The sequence below is a fragment of the Sinomonas flava genome, assembly GCF_039531875.1.
GTDB classification, from domain to species: domain Bacteria; phylum Actinomycetota; class Actinomycetes; order Actinomycetales; family Micrococcaceae; genus Sinomonas; species Sinomonas flava.
In genome coordinates this window covers 36,340-50,569 of the sequence record NZ_BAAAQW010000004.1, presented here as the reverse complement: position 1 = coordinate 50,569, position 14,230 = coordinate 36,340, and the positions used below count along the sequence as shown (strand labels likewise).

The 14,230-nt window shown below is 71.1% G+C and carries 12 protein-coding genes; 4 read left to right on the top strand and 8 right to left on the bottom strand.

Annotation, left to right across the window (positions count from 1 at the left end; translation table 11 throughout):
• Positions 1-85 precede the first annotated feature (85 nt).
• The 3 genes from ABD298_RS07820 to ABD298_RS07810 all read left to right on the top strand — a co-directional run bounded on the left by ABD298_RS07820 (position 86) and on the right by ABD298_RS07810 (position 3,181).
• Positions 86-1,825, top strand: coding sequence for an AMP-binding protein (locus ABD298_RS07820; RefSeq protein WP_344299119.1), 1,740 nt, complete (start codon positions 86-88; stop codon positions 1,823-1,825).
• 30 nt (positions 1,826-1,855) lie between these two features.
• Positions 1,856-2,362, top strand: a complete 507-nt coding sequence (locus ABD298_RS07815) for a MarR family winged helix-turn-helix transcriptional regulator (protein ID WP_208710411.1) — start codon at positions 1,856-1,858, stop codon at positions 2,360-2,362.
• A 93-nt stretch (positions 2,363-2,455) separates the two neighbouring features.
• Positions 2,456-3,181 carry a hemerythrin domain-containing protein gene (locus tag ABD298_RS07810; protein WP_344299118.1) on the top strand — a complete coding sequence of 242 codons (726 nt, stop codon included), beginning with the start codon at positions 2,456-2,458 and terminating at the stop codon, positions 3,179-3,181.
• 322 nt (positions 3,182-3,503) lie between these two features.
• Here ABD298_RS07810 and mmsB read toward each other — a convergent pair whose 3' ends face one another.
• The 4 genes from mmsB to ABD298_RS07790 form a co-directional block, all read right to left on the bottom strand.
• Positions 3,504-4,430 carry a 3-hydroxyisobutyrate dehydrogenase gene (gene mmsB, locus ABD298_RS07805; protein ID WP_344299117.1) on the bottom strand — a complete coding sequence of 309 codons (927 nt, stop codon included), beginning with the start codon at positions 4,428-4,430 and terminating at the stop codon, positions 3,504-3,506.
• Positions 4,427-5,551 carry an enoyl-CoA hydratase/isomerase family protein gene (locus tag ABD298_RS07800; protein WP_344299116.1) on the bottom strand — a complete coding sequence of 375 codons (1,125 nt, stop codon included), beginning with the start codon at positions 5,549-5,551 and terminating at the stop codon, positions 4,427-4,429. The genes mmsB and ABD298_RS07800 overlap by 4 nt, the downstream gene beginning before the upstream one ends.
• An 18-nt stretch (positions 5,552-5,569) precedes the next feature.
• Positions 5,570-7,072 (bottom strand): CoA-acylating methylmalonate-semialdehyde dehydrogenase, encoded by a 1,503-nt coding sequence (locus ABD298_RS07795; RefSeq protein WP_344299115.1) that lies wholly within the window; start codon positions 7,070-7,072, stop codon positions 5,570-5,572.
• 185 nt (positions 7,073-7,257) lie between these two features.
• Entirely contained in the window at positions 7,258-8,172 is a 915-nt protein-coding gene (locus tag ABD298_RS07790) for an aminodeoxychorismate lyase (protein WP_344299114.1), read from the bottom strand.
• 33 nt (positions 8,173-8,205) lie between these two features.
• On the opposite strand from ABD298_RS07790, the gene cls reads away from it, so the two are divergent.
• Positions 8,206-9,675, top strand: a complete 1,470-nt coding sequence (cls, locus tag ABD298_RS07785; protein ID WP_344299113.1) for a cardiolipin synthase — start codon at positions 8,206-8,208, stop codon at positions 9,673-9,675.
• Between the two features lie 78 nt (positions 9,676-9,753).
• Here the strand turns inward: cls and ABD298_RS07780 are convergent, their stop codons facing one another.
• Genes ABD298_RS07780 through ABD298_RS07765 form a run of 4 tightly spaced genes read right to left on the bottom strand, consistent with a single transcriptional unit; the run spans position 9,754 to position 14,106 of the window.
• Positions 9,754-12,012 carry a chorismate-binding protein gene (locus tag ABD298_RS07780; RefSeq protein WP_344299112.1) on the bottom strand — a complete coding sequence of 753 codons (2,259 nt, stop codon included), beginning with the start codon at positions 12,010-12,012 and terminating at the stop codon, positions 9,754-9,756.
• Positions 12,013-12,016: 4 nt separating this feature from the next.
• Positions 12,017-12,550, bottom strand: a complete 534-nt coding sequence (locus ABD298_RS07775) for a low molecular weight protein-tyrosine-phosphatase (RefSeq protein WP_344299111.1) — start codon at positions 12,548-12,550, stop codon at positions 12,017-12,019.
• Between the two features lie 58 nt (positions 12,551-12,608).
• Entirely contained in the window at positions 12,609-13,229 is a 621-nt protein-coding gene (locus tag ABD298_RS07770; RefSeq protein ID WP_344299110.1) for a LysE family transporter, read from the bottom strand.
• 46 nt (positions 13,230-13,275) lie between these two features.
• The gene (locus ABD298_RS07765) at positions 13,276-14,106 is read right to left on the bottom strand and encodes a methyltransferase domain-containing protein (protein ID WP_344299109.1); all 831 of its coding nucleotides are present in this window, start codon (positions 14,104-14,106) and stop codon (positions 13,276-13,278) included.
• Positions 14,107-14,230: the final 124 nt, after the last annotated feature.

The following is a 14,230-nucleotide window of genomic DNA, read 5'->3' as shown; positions in this document are numbered from 1 at the left end:
TGGCGGGAGCGTGTCCCTGTTCAAACCCTAGGAAGTCCAACTATATTTCATCGTGACGCAGATCACGAGGACGAAAAGGCGGACGATGACAGTCACCGACGACTTCCGGCAGGCCCGCGACCAGCTGCTCACGCTCCGGGAGGACTACGGCCGAGCGCACGCTGAGTTCGCCTGGCCCCGCTTCGACGAGTTCAACTTCGCGCTCGACTGGTTCGACGCCCTCGCCACGGACCCCGCGCGCGGCAGCCAGCCGGCCCTCGTGATCGTCGAGCAGGACGGCAGCTCCACGCGCCGGACGTTCGCCGAGCTCTCGGCCCGCTCCTCCCAGGTCGCGAACTGGCTCCGGGCGCAGGGGGTCGCGCGCGGCGACCGCATGATTATCATGCTCGGGAACCAGGTGGAGCTCTGGGAGCTCATGCTCGCGGGCATCAAGCTCGGCGTCGTCATGATCCCTACCACCACGCTCATGGGACGGCGCGACCTCGAGGACAGGGTGGAGCGGGGAGGAGCCCACTGGGTCGCCGTCGGCGCGGGGAACGCCCACAAGTTCGACGACGTGCCCGGTGCCTACCGGCTCATCGTCATCGGCGGGGAGGCGGGCACGGCGGCGGCCGCGAACCTCCCGCAGGACGCCCTCGACTACGCGGACTCCGCGTCAGCTCCTGCCGCCTTCAGCCCGGAGGCGCCGACCAAGGCGGACGACACCCTCCTGCTGTACTTCACGTCCGGCACCACGAGCAGGGCCAAGCTCGTGGAGCACACCCACGTCTCCTATCCCGTGGGCCACCTCTCGACGATGTACTGGATCGGGCTCGAGCCCGGCGACGTGCACCTGAACGTCGCCTCGCCCGGCTGGGCCAAGCACGCGTGGTCCAACGTGTTCGCCCCGTGGATCGCCGAGGCCACGGTGTTCATCTACAACTACGAGCGCTTTGATGCCCCGGCCCTCATGGAGCAGATGGGGAGGGAGGGGGTGACGAGCTTCTGCGCCCCCCCGACGGTGTGGCGCATGCTCATCCAGTCCGACCTCACCCGGCTCTCGGCTCCGCCCCGGAAGGTCGTCTCGGCCGGTGAGCCACTCAACGCCGAGGTCATCGGCCAGGTCGAGAAGGCCTGGGGAGTGACCATCCGGGACGGCTTCGGGCAGACCGAGACGACGGTCCAGGTTGCCAACACCCCCGGCCAGCCCGTCACCGCCGGTGCGATGGGACGGCCGCTGCCGGGCTACGACGTCGTGCTCGTGGACCCCGCGACAGGCCAGGAGACGGACGACGGCGAGCTGTGCCTGCGCCTCGACCCTCGTCCGGTAGGGCTCATGTCGGGCTACTTCGGCGACCCCGAGAGGACCGCCGACGCGTTCCGGGACGGCTACTACCACACGGGGGATATGGCCTCCCGGGACGCCGACGGCGTCATCACCTATGTGGGCCGCGGCGACGACGTGTTCAAGTCCTCGGACTACCGGCTGTCCCCATTCGAGCTCGAGAGCGTCCTCATCGAGCACCCCGCAGTGGCGGAGGCCGCGGTCGTGCCTTCTCCCGATCCCGTGCGGCTCTCCGTCCCCAAGGCGTTCGTGGTGCTCGCCGGAGGCTACGAGCCCGGCCCCGAGGTGGCCGAGGAGATCCTCCGGTTCTGCCGCGGCCAGCTCGCTCCCTTCAAGCGCATCCGCCGGATCGAGTTCGCGGACCTTCCCAAGACGATCTCCGGCAAGATCCGCCGGGTGGAGCTGCGGCACAGCGAGGAGGAGCGGCACGCTGCCGCCGTGCCCGTCAGCGGGCACGGCGTGGAGTATTCCGAGGCGGACTTCCCGAATCTGCGAGACTAGCCTCCGCATCGCCAGAACGTCAGGAGGACCATGGGCGCCCCGCTTCCCCGCGACCCCATAGCCGACGCCCAGCGCAATTGGGAGCGGCACGGGTGGGGGGACGTCGCGGCGCCCATGGCCGCGATCACGGCGATCATGCGGACCCAGCAGATCCTCATTGCGCGCATCGAGGACGTGCTCAAGCCGCTCGGGCTGACCTTCGCGCGCTACGAGATGCTCGCGCTCCTGAGCTTCGCACGGACCGGGGCGCTGCCCATGAGCAAGGCCAGCGCGCTCCTCCAGGTGCATCCCACATCGGTGACGAACGCCGTCGACCGGCTCGAGAAGGCCGGCTACGTGAGCAGGGCGCCGCACCCCACGGACGGCCGGACCACGCTGATCGAACTCACGCCCGAGGGCCGTGCCCTCGCGGAGAAGGCCACCGCGGCGCTCAACGCGGAGGTGTTCGGCCGCTCGGGCTTCACGGGGGACGACGTCGAGTCGCTGATCCGCATCCTCGCCGACTTCCGGCGGCAGGCCGGCGATTTCGCGGACTGAGCGCGGGGGCTCGATCGCAGCATTGTGGGGCCCGATGCCGGATCCTATGATCGTCGTGGGGAGTTCCCTGGGGGGCCAGATTGGGGCTCAACGATGTCTGACTTCTTCACCATGCACCCTGGGGAAACCGCGGCTCCTCTGCCGCCCGGGCCCGCGCTCTGCGCCGGGACGGCTGGCATGCGCCGCATCCACCGCGTGTTCCTGTGGGCCTACGATGAGGCTCCCGGGCTCGTGCGCTCCGCCGAGGCCGGGGACACCGCCCGCGCCGCGTACGTCGGCGAGGTTCTCGCCACGTTCGACAAGCTGCTCCACGTTCACCACGAGGGCGAGGACGAGAGCATGTACCCGGCGCTCGCCCAGCGAGCTCCCGGCTGCGCAATGCATGTCGAGCTCATGCTCGCCCAGCACCGGCAGGTCGCCGAACGGCTCGAGGAGATCGGGCCGCTGCGCGAGCAGTGGGTGCGGACGGCGGATCCGGACGTGCGCGACCGTCTGGCCGAGCGCTATGCGAGCATGGGCGACCTCCTGAAGGTGCACCTGCGCCGGGAAGTCACCGAGGTCATGCCCGCCGTGGACCGGGTCGTCACCGAGGACGAGATGGCGGCCATGGTCAAGCACAGCACCAGCAGCTTCAGCGCCAAGGTGATGCTTGCCTACCTCGGCATGGTGCTGGCGTCGAATCCGCCTGAGGAGCGGAAGGGGCTCTTCATGGACGTCCCGGCCCCGATCCGCGTCGCGTACCGCCTCGTGGGCCGCCGCCTCTACCGGAAGCAGTACTCGACCCTCTTCCCTGGGCGAGAAATCCCCGCAACCCTCTGAGGGTCACCTCCTGGGGGTCACCTTCTGTGGGTGTTCGTCCCCAGCTTTGGTCTTCACGTCACGGCGTGTCGGGAGGTTCTCCCGGAGTGTCGCGATCGGAGCTGCCCGAAAGCTGGGGAATTCGGCACGTGACCCCCAGGACGTGACCCGCAGGACGTGACCCTCAGGACGTGACCCCCAGCAAGGGGGGGCGAGCGGCGCGGAAGGAGGTGGCGCACGACGGCGAGTGGTCGCCGTCGTGCGCCCGGAGCACCGACCGACCCCGAGCACCCACACGATGTGACTCCCAGGATCTGACCCCTAAATCCGGAGGAGGTGACCCCTAGACGGCGGGGGGCTCGGACTGCTCCCGGATCGTGTTGATGATGCCCGAGAAGTCCGTGCTGGCCCCGCCGTGTTCGACGAAGGAGTCGTAGATCTTCGACGCGAGCTGGCCCATCTCCGCCGCAACGCCGGTGTGCTCGAGTGCGTTGACCGCCAGGCGCAGGTCCTTGGCCATGAGGGCGCCCGCGAACCCGGGCTGGTAGTCCCGGTTGGCGGGGCTCATGGGCACCGGCCCCGGGACCGGGCAGTTCGTGGTCAGGGCCCAGCACTGGCCGGAGGCGTGGGCCGCGACGTCGAACAGCGCCTCGTGCGTGAGCCCGAGCTTCTCGCCGAGCACGAACGCCTCGCTCACCGCGATCATGGACACGCCGAGGATCATGTTGTTGCAGACCTTCGCGGCCTGGCCGAGGCCGTGGGCGCCGCAGTGGACCACCCGCTTGCCCATCGTCTCGAGGATCGGGCGGACCACGGCGACGTCGTCGTCCTCCCCGCCGACCATGAAGGTGAGCGTCCCGGCCTCCGCTCCGACCACTCCGCCGGAGACGGGAGCGTCCACCGAACGGTGTCCCGCGGCGATGGCCGCGGCGGCCGCCTCCTGGGCCTCCGTGACGTTGATCGTCGAGCAGTCGAGGAAGAGCGTGCCCGGCGCGGCGGCCTCGAGGAGTCCCGGCCGTTCGCCGGCGCCGCGGTAGGCGTCGAGGACGTGGCGCCCGCTCGGGAGCATCGTCAGCACCACGGACGCCCCTCCGGCGGCCTCCGCGGCCGACGCCGCCGTGGGCACGCCGTGCGCCTTGGCGGCTTCGACCGCCGCGGGCACGGGGTCGTAGCCGATGACCGTGTAGCCCGCCCCGATCAGGTTCGCGGCCATCGGGCCGCCCATGTGGCCGAGGCCGAGGAAGGCGATCGTGCCGGTCTCCTGGGTCATACCCTCTCCTTCTCCAGACTCTGGCGGACGGTGTCTGCAAGTCCCAGCTCGCGCTCGCCGAGCGGCGCGAAGAGCGCCTCCACGGCCTCCGGGCGCACCTCGCCCAGAGTCGCGGGCGCCCAGTGCGGGTCACGGTCCTTGTCGATGACCTGGGCGCGGATGCCCTCGCGGAAGTCGTGGCCGGCCAGCAGGCGCACTCCGACCCGGTACTCCTCGTCGAGGGTCTCCTCGAGGGCCGTGCTGCGGGGCCCGCGGGCACGCGCCCGGCGCAGCGCCTCGAGCGTGGCCTTGACGGACGTGGGGGACTTGGCCTCGATCGCGCCAGCGGCCGCAGTGGCCGCGGGGACCTCGAGGGCCTGCAGGCGCCGCACGATCTGCTCGGCGTCGTCGCACACGTACGCCTCATCGATCCACCCCCGCTCCGCCTCGAGCTCGGAGAGGGGAGGCACGACGGCGAGGCGCGCCACGGCGTCGTCCGCCGGCTCGGTCTCGAGCGCCCGGGCGAGGGTATCCAGACGTCGGCCGGGGACGAAGAAGTCCGCGAGGCCGAGGTGGATCGCGTCGGCGCCGTCGAGGTGCGCGCCGGTGAGGGCCGCGTGGGTTCCCGCCTCGCCGGGCGCGGTCCCGAGCAGAAGGGTCCCGCCGACGTCGGGCACGAACCCGATCGTGGTCTCCGGCATGCCCGTGCGCGTCCGCTCGGTGACCACGCGGTGCGAGCCGTGCGCGGAGATGCCCACCCCGCCTCCGAGCACGAGCCCGTCCATGAACGCCACGTACGGCTTCGGGTAGCGGCTGATGAGCGAGTTGAGCCGGTACTCGGTGCGCCAGAAGCGTGCGGTGGCATCGCCGCCGTCGAGCATGTCGCGGTAGATCGCCACGATGTCCCCGCCGGCGCACAGGCCGCGCTCGCCGGCGCCGCGCACGAGGACCGTCTCGACGGCGTCGTCCTCGGCCCACTCGGTGAGCTGGGCGAGCATGGCCGCAGCCATGCCGTGGGTCAGCGCGTTGACCGCGCGCGGCCGGTTGAGGACGACGACGCCGAGCCGGCCCCGGCGCTCGAAGAGGACCTCGGGCTGGGGTGCTTCGGGCTGGGGTGCCTCGGGCTGTTGTGCCCCGGACATTGAGCCTGCCGCCGCCATTCAGCTGCCCGCCGGCATCACGAAGCTCGCGCCCTGGCGCACGCCCGACGGCCAGCGAGACGTCACGGTCTTCGTCTTGGTGAAGAAGCGGAATGCATCCGGCCCGTGCTGGTTCAGGTCCCCGAAGCCTGAGGCCTTCCAGCCGCCGAACGTGTAGTACGCGATGGGCACCGGGATCGGGACATTGACGCCGACCATGCCCACTTCGACGCGGCTCGCGAAGTCGCGGGCGGCATCGCCGTCGCGGGTGAAGATGGCGACCCCGTTGCCGAACTCGTGCTCGCTGCACAGTCGCAGCGCCTCGTCGTAGTCCGCCGCGCGCACCACGCTCAGGACCGGGCCGAAGATCTCGTCCCGGTAGACCGACATGTCCTTCGTGACGCGGTCGAACAGCGTGGGGCCGACCCAGAAGCCCCCGTCGTAGCCCTCGACCGCGTGGCCGCGGCCGTCCACGACCAGCTTCGCGCCTTCCTCAGCGCCGGCGGCGATGTAGCCCTCGATCCGCTCTTTGGCGGACGCTGCGACGACCGGCCCGAAGTCGACATCCTTGTCCAGGCTCGCCCCGACCCGCAGCCCGGCGATGCGCTCGCGGAGCTTGCCCACGAGGGCGTCGGCCGTCTCCTCGCCCACGGGGACCGCCACCGAGATCGCCATGCAGCGCTCGCCCGCGGAGCCGTAGCCCGCACCGATCAGGGCGTCTGCGGCCATGTCCAGATCCGCGTCGGGCAGGATGACCATGTGGTTCTTCGCTCCGCCGAAGCACTGGGCGCGCTTGCCGTTCTTGGCCGCCGTCTCGTAGATGTACTGCGCGATCGGGGTCGACCCGACGAAGCCGATGGCCTTGACGCGGGGGTCCTCGAGGAGGGTGTCGACGGCCTCCTTGTCGCCGTTGACCACGTTGAACACGCCGTCCGGAAGTCCAGCCTCGGTGAGCAGCTCGGCGAGGCGGAGGGGGACCGAGGGATCCCGCTCGGACGGCTTGCAGACGAACGCGTTGCCCGCGGCCAGGGCCGGGCCCGCCTGCCAGAGCGGGATCATGGCGGGAAAGTTGAACGGGCTGATGCCGGCGACGACGCCGAGCGGCTTGCGCAGCGAGTGCACGTCGACACCGGTCGCGACGCTGTCCGAGAACTCGCCCTTGAGCAGGTGCGGGGCCGCGCCCGCCGAGAACTCGACAACCTCGAGCCCGCGCTGGAGATCGCCCTTCGCGTCCGCGAACGTCTTGCCGTGCTCCGAGGCGAGCAGCCGTGCGAGCTCGTCCATGTTCTCGTTGACGAGGTCCACGAACTTGAGCAGGATCCGGCCCCGGCGCTGGGGGTTCATGGCGGCCCATTCAGGCTGGCCCTTCTCGGCGCTGGCGATGGCCTCGCGGACCTCGTCGGCGCTCGCGAGCGGGACGCGCGCCTGCACTTCGCCGCGGCAGGGATCGTAGACGTCGCCGAACCGGCCCGACGTCCCGTCGACACGGGCGCCGCCGATGTAGTGGTGGAGGTCGCGGACCATGGAGAGCTCCTTTGCTCAGGGGTGGGCTTGCTCAGGGATGTGTGATCCAAGTCATCTCGAGACCGAAGATACTCGGACTTCCAACTAATTTCCAGAGCCCGCCCGCCGAGGTCACCCCGTGTGGCGCCGAGGTCACCCCGTGTGGCGCCGAGGTCACCCCGGGCCCGCGCCGAAGGAGCCCGGCGCTACGCGATCGTGTCGAAGAGCCCAGCGAGTTCGGCGGTCAGCGCCCTGGCGAGTTCGGGGTCCGAACCGATCGGCTTCCCGTCGACGTGGTTCACGGGTGTCAGGAGCCGGACGGAGGAGATGAGCCAGACGGCGTCGGCGTCGAACAGGTCGTCCGGCTCGAGCGGTCCGTACCCGAGCTCCCACCCGGCCTCCTTGGCCGCCGCGAAGAGCGCCCCCTGCGACGTTCCCGGGAGGATCCCCGAATCGAGCTGGGGGGTGACCAGACGGCGGAGGGTGACGCGACCGGCGTCGTCCTTCTCGGCGTGCGCGATGAGGACCGTGGACGTCGGGCCCTCGAGCACCTTGCCGTCCTCCGACGTGAAGATGACGTCGTCGGCCCCGTGCGCGTGCGCGTAGCGCAGCGCCGCCATGTTCACCGCATAGGAGAGCGTCTTCGCTCCGAGGAGGAGCCAGGGCGCGCGCTCGGCCACGTCGGAGTCGTAGCCGCGGTCCAGGAGCAGGACGTCGACGCCATCCTCGCGCTGCCGCTTCGCCGCCGGCGCCGGGGCCGAGGCCGCGACCCAGCAGGTGGGCGCATGGGCGCCCTCGACGCCGCGCGTCGCCACGAGCTTCACGACGACCTCCTGCAGGGGGGCCACGGTCCGCTGGTACTCGTCCAGGGCCGTCATGATGGCCCGCTCCCAGGCCTCGTGGTCCGGCACGTCGAGCTCGAGAAGCCGGGCGCTGGACGCGAGCCGGCGCAGGTGCGCCGGGAGCTTGCGGACGTGGCCGTCCATCACGAGCAGCGTCTCGAACACGCCGTCGCCGCGGGTGGCCCCGAGGTCGGTCGCGAACAGCTGCGGCTTCGTGGCGTCCTCCACGCGCCCGTCGGGAAACGCCGGATCGAGGAACGTCAGAACGGTGGAGGTCATGGGGACAGCTTAGGCGCACCGTAGGCTGGGCCCATGCTCCTGCAGCTGCCTCTGATTGGGCTCCTGCCCGACTGGCTCACCTTCGCGCTCGGCGTCCTCGACCTGGTCATCCGGGTGGTGGTGCTCGGCATCATCCCCGGCAACCGCCGGCCCACAACCGCCATGGCGTGGCTCCTGGCGATCTTCTTCATCCCCACCCTCGGCCTCGTGCTGTTCCTGCTCTTCGGGAACTTCCGCCTCTCGCGGCGTCGCCGGGAGCAGCAGCAGGAGGTGAGCGCCCGGGTGCGGGCCGCGCTCGCGGCGTCGCACGACGTCGACACCACCTTCCCGGGCCCCGAATGGCTGCACTCGGCGGCCGCGCTCAACCGCCACCTCGGCTCGCTGCCCATGGTCAACGGCAACACCATCCGGCTCATCCCCGGCTACGAGGACGCCCTCGCAGAGATGGCGGAGGCGGTGCGGAACGCCAAGCGCTTCGTCAACGCCGAGTTCTACATCATGAGCTGGGACGACGTCACCGACGAGCTCTTCACCGCCCTCAAGGAGGCCGCCGACCGCGGGGTCGAGGTCCGGGTCCTCTTCGACCACCTCGGCACGCTCCGCATCCATGGCTACCGGGACCTCAAGCGGCGGCTCAAGGCGTCCAGGATCCAGTGGCGGCGCATGCTCCCGCTCCTGCCGCTGCTGGGCCAGTGGCGCCGGATCGACCTCCGCAACCACCGCAAGATCCTGGTCGTGGACGGGGAGGTCGCCTTCACCGGCTCGCTCAACGTCGTCGAGCGCTCGTACAGGAACCCGCGGCACAGGAGGGTGGGCCGCAAGTGGGTCGAGCTCATGTCCCGGTTGGAGGGCCCCGCGGTCACCACGCTGAACGTCGTCTTCGCCACGGACTGGCTCTCGGAGACCGACGACCTGCTCGAGGACCAGCTCGAGGCCGCCCACCCGCGCGGCGACTCGCCGGCGCAGGTGGTGCCGAGCGGCCCCGCGTTCGCCAACGAGAACAACCTGCGCCTGTTCAACACGCTCATCTACTCCGCGCAGCACCGGCTCTCGATCTGCAGCCCGTACTTCGTCCCCGACGACTCGCTCCTGTACGCGGTGACGACGGCGGCGCAGCGCGGGGTCGACGTCGAGCTGTTCGTCTCCGAGCAGGGGGACCAGTTCCTCGTCCACCACGCCCAGCAGTCCTACTACGAGCAGCTCCTCACGGCAGGCGTGAAGATCTACCGGTACCCCAAGCCGTACGTCCTGCACGCGAAGCACTTCACGGTGGACAGCGCGGTGGCGGTCCTCGGGTCCTCCAATATGGACATGCGCTCGTTCTCCCTCAACCTCGAGGTCTCGCTCATGCTCCCCGGCGAGGAGATCGTGGCGCAGATGCGCGAGGTCGAGGACATGTACCGCGAGATCAGCAAGCCCCTGGACCTCGATGCGTGGCGCAGCCGGCCACTCCTGAGGCGCTACATCGACAACGTCGCCCGGCTCACCGCGACGCTGCAGTAGGCGCCCGAGCCGCCTCCGTCTGGGGGTCACCTCCTGGGGGTCACCTCAGGTGACCTTCAGGAGGTGACCCCCAGACGGTCAGGCTGGGAACACCGAGCCGAGGGTGTCCAGTACCGCGAAGGCCTTCGTGCGGATCTCCTCGTACTCGTCCGCCGGGTCCGAGTCGGCCACGACGGCGCCGCCCACCCCGAGCGTGAGGCGCGTGGCGCCGTCGTGCGCGCCTCCCGCGGCGGTGCGCTCCATGACGAGGGTGCGGATCACCACGGACAGGTCCGCGGCGCCCGTGCGCGAGAAGTAGCCGATCGCGCCCGAGTACACGCCGCGTGGCCCGGCTTCGAGGCGGTCGAGGATCTCCATCGTGCTGATCTTCGGCGCGCCCGTCATCGAACCGGGCGGGAAGGCGGCCGCGACAGCCTCCGCCCGCGAGGCGCCGGGCCGCAGGCGCGCGTCGATCGTGCTGACGAGCTGGTGCACCGTCGCGTACGACTCCACCGCGAACAGCCGCGACACGCCCACCGATCCCGGCACGGCGTGGTGGCTCAGGTCGTTGCGCAGCAGGTCGACGATCATGAGGTTCTCCGCGCGGTCCTTCGGGTTCGTGGCGAGTTCGCGCACGACGCCGGCGTCCTCCTCCGCGCTCGCTCCCGGCCGGCGGCGTCGGGTGCCCTTGATCGGCTCGGCGCGGAGGGCGCCGTCGGCCGCGAGGGACAGGAAGCGCTCCGGCGACGTGCTCGCGATGCTGAGGCCGCCGAACCGCGCGAAGGCCGCGAACGGGGCCGGGCTGCGGCGCCGGAGCGCGCAGTACGTTTCGAGGGGCACGACGGCGGTCCGGCCGCCGGGGGTGCCGGCGCGTCCGGGGAGCGTGGCCTCCAGGGTGGTGGTGAGGCAGACCTCGTAGGTGTTGCCCTCGGCGATCTCGGCTTGGGCGGCGCTGACCTTCGCCATGTAGGCCGCGGCGGAGTCCCGCGCCGCGAACACCGGCGCCGAGGTCACCCCGTGTGGCGCCGAGGTCACCCCGTGTGGCGCCGAGGTCACCCCGTGTGGCGGCGAGGTCACCCCGTGTGGCGGCGAGGTCACCCCGTGTGGCGCCGAGGTCACCCCGTCCGCGCAGGCATTGATGGCGGCAGATGCCTTGTCGATCCAGGAGCCCGCGTCGGAGGACTCGAGGGCCAGGACCCAGACCTCCCCGTTCGCGTGGTCAAGGACTACGGCCCGCGCCGCGAAGAGGAGCTGGGCATCGGGGAGGCCTGCGTCGACGTCGCTTCCCCCGCACTCGCGTTTGAGTTCGTATCCGAGGTAGCCGAGCCAGCCCAACGCGAACCCACAATCGAGACCGGGCACGGCAGGCGCGGTCGCGTGGCCCCATGCGGCGTCGAGCCAGCGGAAGAACGGGCCGGGGAATGTGGCCGTGACGGGCGTGGGCGTGGCGGGGCCGAACACGACCTCGGTGGTTCCACGCTCGTGGGCCATGCGGCGGCCGAGCAGTCCGCCGTCGTCGGCCATGATGCTGAAGCGGCTGCGCAGGCGGTCCTGACGCGCGTGAGGGGTGACGTCGGCGTCAGTGGGGGTGACGTCGGCGTCAGAGGGGGTGACCTCGGCGTCGGAGGCGTCGAGCCAGACCGCGTGCTCCGAGTCCCCGACGAGCTCCGCGAAGAGCCGCTCGGGATCCGGCCTGGCCAGCACCCGGCGCACGACGACGCCCGCGGACTCCCGCTCGGAGCGCTCCGGCGCCAGCAGGTCGCGGAGGGCGGGCAGCTCGGCCAGCGCGGCCAGGACCTGGCCGGTGGATCCCTCGGGCCGGTCGGGGGTGCCCCCAGTGCTCGCGACGACGACCGCGGCAGCCGCGCGCACGTCGTCGTCCGCGAGCCAGACCTCTTCCTGCGCCGCCCAGCGGTCCCAGTGCGGGGCGTACGTCTCGCCGTCGCGCTCGAGCGCGCGGCGCTTGCGCTCCGCGGCCTCGGCGTCGACCCACACGACCGCGTCGCAGAACGCGCGGAGCCGTGCCGCGCCCGCGCCCACCCCCTCGAGCACGACGACGTCGGCCGGCGCGGTGACCCGCTCCTCGCCGTCGATGCCGGCAGCCCAGTCCCACGCGCGCCATCTGGCGGCCTCGCCGCGCCTCAGCGGCGCCAGGATCCCGGCTGCGCAGCGCTCGATCCCGGCCGCCAGGCCGTCCCAGCCGGGGTAGACGGCCTCGAGGTGCACGAGCGCCACCGTGCGGTGGGTGCGGAGCGCCGCGGCCAGCTCTACGGCGAGGGAGGTCTTCCCGGCGCCGGAGCGGCCGTCGACGGCGATGACGGCCGGGGTGCGCGCCGGGCCGTGGTGCGCGGAGGGCACGTGCTCAGGCGCCGGCGAGCTGCTGGTCCCGGAACGCGAGTTCGCCCCGCACGTGGGCGACGATGCCCGGGACGGCCGCCGCAATGAGCTTCCAGGTGAGCTCGAAGTCGCTCTGATCCCCGAACCAGGGGTCTTCAATGCCCTGGTCGAGGTGGTCGAGGTGAGCCACCTCGGGGTCGAACGCGCGGAGCATCCGGATCTTGTCCTCGGTGCCGGCCGGGGCGCTCTGGCGGAGGTGGCCGTAGTGGTCGACGTCGAGGGCGAGGATGAGCTCGCGCTCGATGAACCACGCGCGCTCGAACTGCCGGGCGACATGCGCGGCGGCGCGGAGGCCGTGGCCGTCGAGGACGCGCGCTGCGCGTGGGTCGATGGGACGCCCCACCTCGTAGTTCGTGGTGCCCGCGGAGTCGACGACGGCGACCTCGCCGAGGCCTGCTGCGCGGAGGGCGTCGGTGAGCATGAACTCGGCCATGGGAGAACGGCAGATGTTCCCGGTGCAGACCGTGATGATCCGGTAGGGGCTCGCCGTCGAGTTCATGTCACCAAGCATAGGGTCGGCGAGGGGGTCGGACGGAATCCTGCCGCAGTGCTGGGCATCACACGAGCGCGAGGAGCGCGCCGACGCCGACGAAGAGGACACCGAAGACACGGTTGAGGACGGTCTGGCCGCGCTCGCTCCGCGTGAACCGCTGGAAGCTCTTGGCCGCCAGCGCGAAGAAGAACCACATGACCAGGATGTCCACGATCACGATCGTGATCCCGATGACGAGGTACTGGCTCCACATCGGGAGGTCGGGCCGCACGAATCCCGGGATGAACGCGAGGAAGAAGACGATCGCCTTCGGATTGAGCAGGTTTACCCAGAGCCCGCGCTGGAACATCGACCACGCCGGCTCGTTGGCGAGCGCGGCGGCCGCCTCCTCGGACGTGTCGGGCCTGCTGAAGAACTGCCGCACGCCGAGGTACACGAGGTACGCGGCCCCGAGGTACCGGATCACGTTGAACGCCACCGGCGAGCTGGCCACAATGACGCCGAGCCCGGCCGCCACGATCGCCAGGTGCACGATGAGGGCCGCCTGCTGCCCGAGGACGCCCCATATGGAGCGGCGGAACCCGGAGGTGAGCGAGTTGCTCATAGTGTTGATGGCACCCGCACCAGGCGTGAAGCTGATCAGCAGGCAGGCGCCCACGAGGGCGCCCCAGAGGGAAAGCGGCACCCTACAAGCGTAGGGCCGCCGCGCGGGGGTCCAGACCGCCCGAGGGCTACGCCCGGGCGACGACCTCCCCGTTGGGGATGAGGAACCAGCCGTCCGAGGACGAGCCCCAGCGGTGCCAGCCCGATGCGATGCGCTCGAGGTCTGCCTGGTCGGCGAACCCGTACTCGAGGGCCTGCTCAGCGAACGCCGAGTGGAGCACCCTCTCGCTCCACACGCGTGCCTGCCACGCGCGCTGCTGGGGCGTCGCGTAGAGCCAGTTGCTGCTCGACGGGGCCACGTCAGTGAACCCCGCCTCCTGCATCCAGCTCACGAGCCGCCGCCCGGCGTCGGGCTCGGCGCCGTTGCGCCGCGCGATGCACTGGTACAGCTCCATCCACTCGTCGAGTTCTTCGATCTCCGGGTACCAGCTCATCCCATGGAAGTCGGCGTCGCGCACCGCGACGATCCCGCCGGGCTTGGCCACGCGCCGCATCTCGCGCAGCGCGGCGACGGGGTCCGTGAGGTGCTGGAGCACCTGGTGCGCGTGGACGACGTCGAACGACTCGTCCTCGAGGTCGAGGTCGTACACGTTCCCCGCGGTGAAGGAGGTGTTCCCGACGCCGCGCTCCTCGGCGAGCGCCCGAGCCTGGGCGACGATGTCCTCGGAGCGGTCCAGCCCGACCACCTCGCCGGGGGCGACGAGGAGCGCGAAGTCGCACGTGATGCTCCCGGGCCCGCACCCGACGTCGAGCACCCTGAGCCCGGGCGTGAGGTGCGGGATGAGGAACGCCGCCGAGTTCTCCGCCGTGCGGGAGGCATGCGCCTTCACGACGCTCTCATGGTGGCCGTGGGTGTAGACGTCGTCAGGGGTGCGCGAGGTGCTGTCCGGGCCGCTCATGGCACCACGTTACAAGAGGGTGTGAAGTTCGCTACGAAAGGCCGGTTTTCGCGGGGGACGGCCTCGCGCTCCCGGTACCGTTGAAGGCGAATCATATACGACTGCTCGGGCAACGGTGCCCCCG

Excerpts from the sequence above, each read along its gene's own strand:
- ABD298_RS07815 (WP_208710411.1), top strand. The coding sequence starts at position 1,856 with ATGGGCGCCCCGCTTCCCCGCGACCCCATAGCCGACGCCCAGCGCAAT.
- ABD298_RS07765 (WP_344299109.1), bottom strand. The coding sequence starts at position 14,106 with ATGAGCGGCCCGGACAGCACCTCGCGCACCCCTGACGACGTCTACACC.
- mmsB (WP_344299117.1), bottom strand. The coding sequence starts at position 4,430 with ATGACCCAGGAGACCGGCACGATCGCCTTCCTCGGCCTCGGCCACATG.
- ABD298_RS07800 (WP_344299116.1), bottom strand. The coding sequence starts at position 5,551 with ATGTCCGGGGCACAACAGCCCGAGGCACCCCAGCCCGAAGCACCCCAG.
- cls (WP_344299113.1), top strand. The coding sequence starts at position 8,206 with ATGCTCCTGCAGCTGCCTCTGATTGGGCTCCTGCCCGACTGGCTCACC.
- ABD298_RS07820 (WP_344299119.1), top strand. The coding sequence starts at position 86 with ATGACAGTCACCGACGACTTCCGGCAGGCCCGCGACCAGCTGCTCACG.
- ABD298_RS07775 (WP_344299111.1), bottom strand. The coding sequence starts at position 12,550 with ATGAACTCGACGGCGAGCCCCTACCGGATCATCACGGTCTGCACCGGG.
- ABD298_RS07790 (WP_344299114.1), bottom strand. The coding sequence starts at position 8,172 with ATGACCTCCACCGTTCTGACGTTCCTCGATCCGGCGTTTCCCGACGGG.
- ABD298_RS07795 (WP_344299115.1), bottom strand. The coding sequence starts at position 7,072 with ATGGTCCGCGACCTCCACCACTACATCGGCGGCGCCCGTGTCGACGGG.
- ABD298_RS07810 (WP_344299118.1), top strand. The coding sequence starts at position 2,456 with ATGTCTGACTTCTTCACCATGCACCCTGGGGAAACCGCGGCTCCTCTG.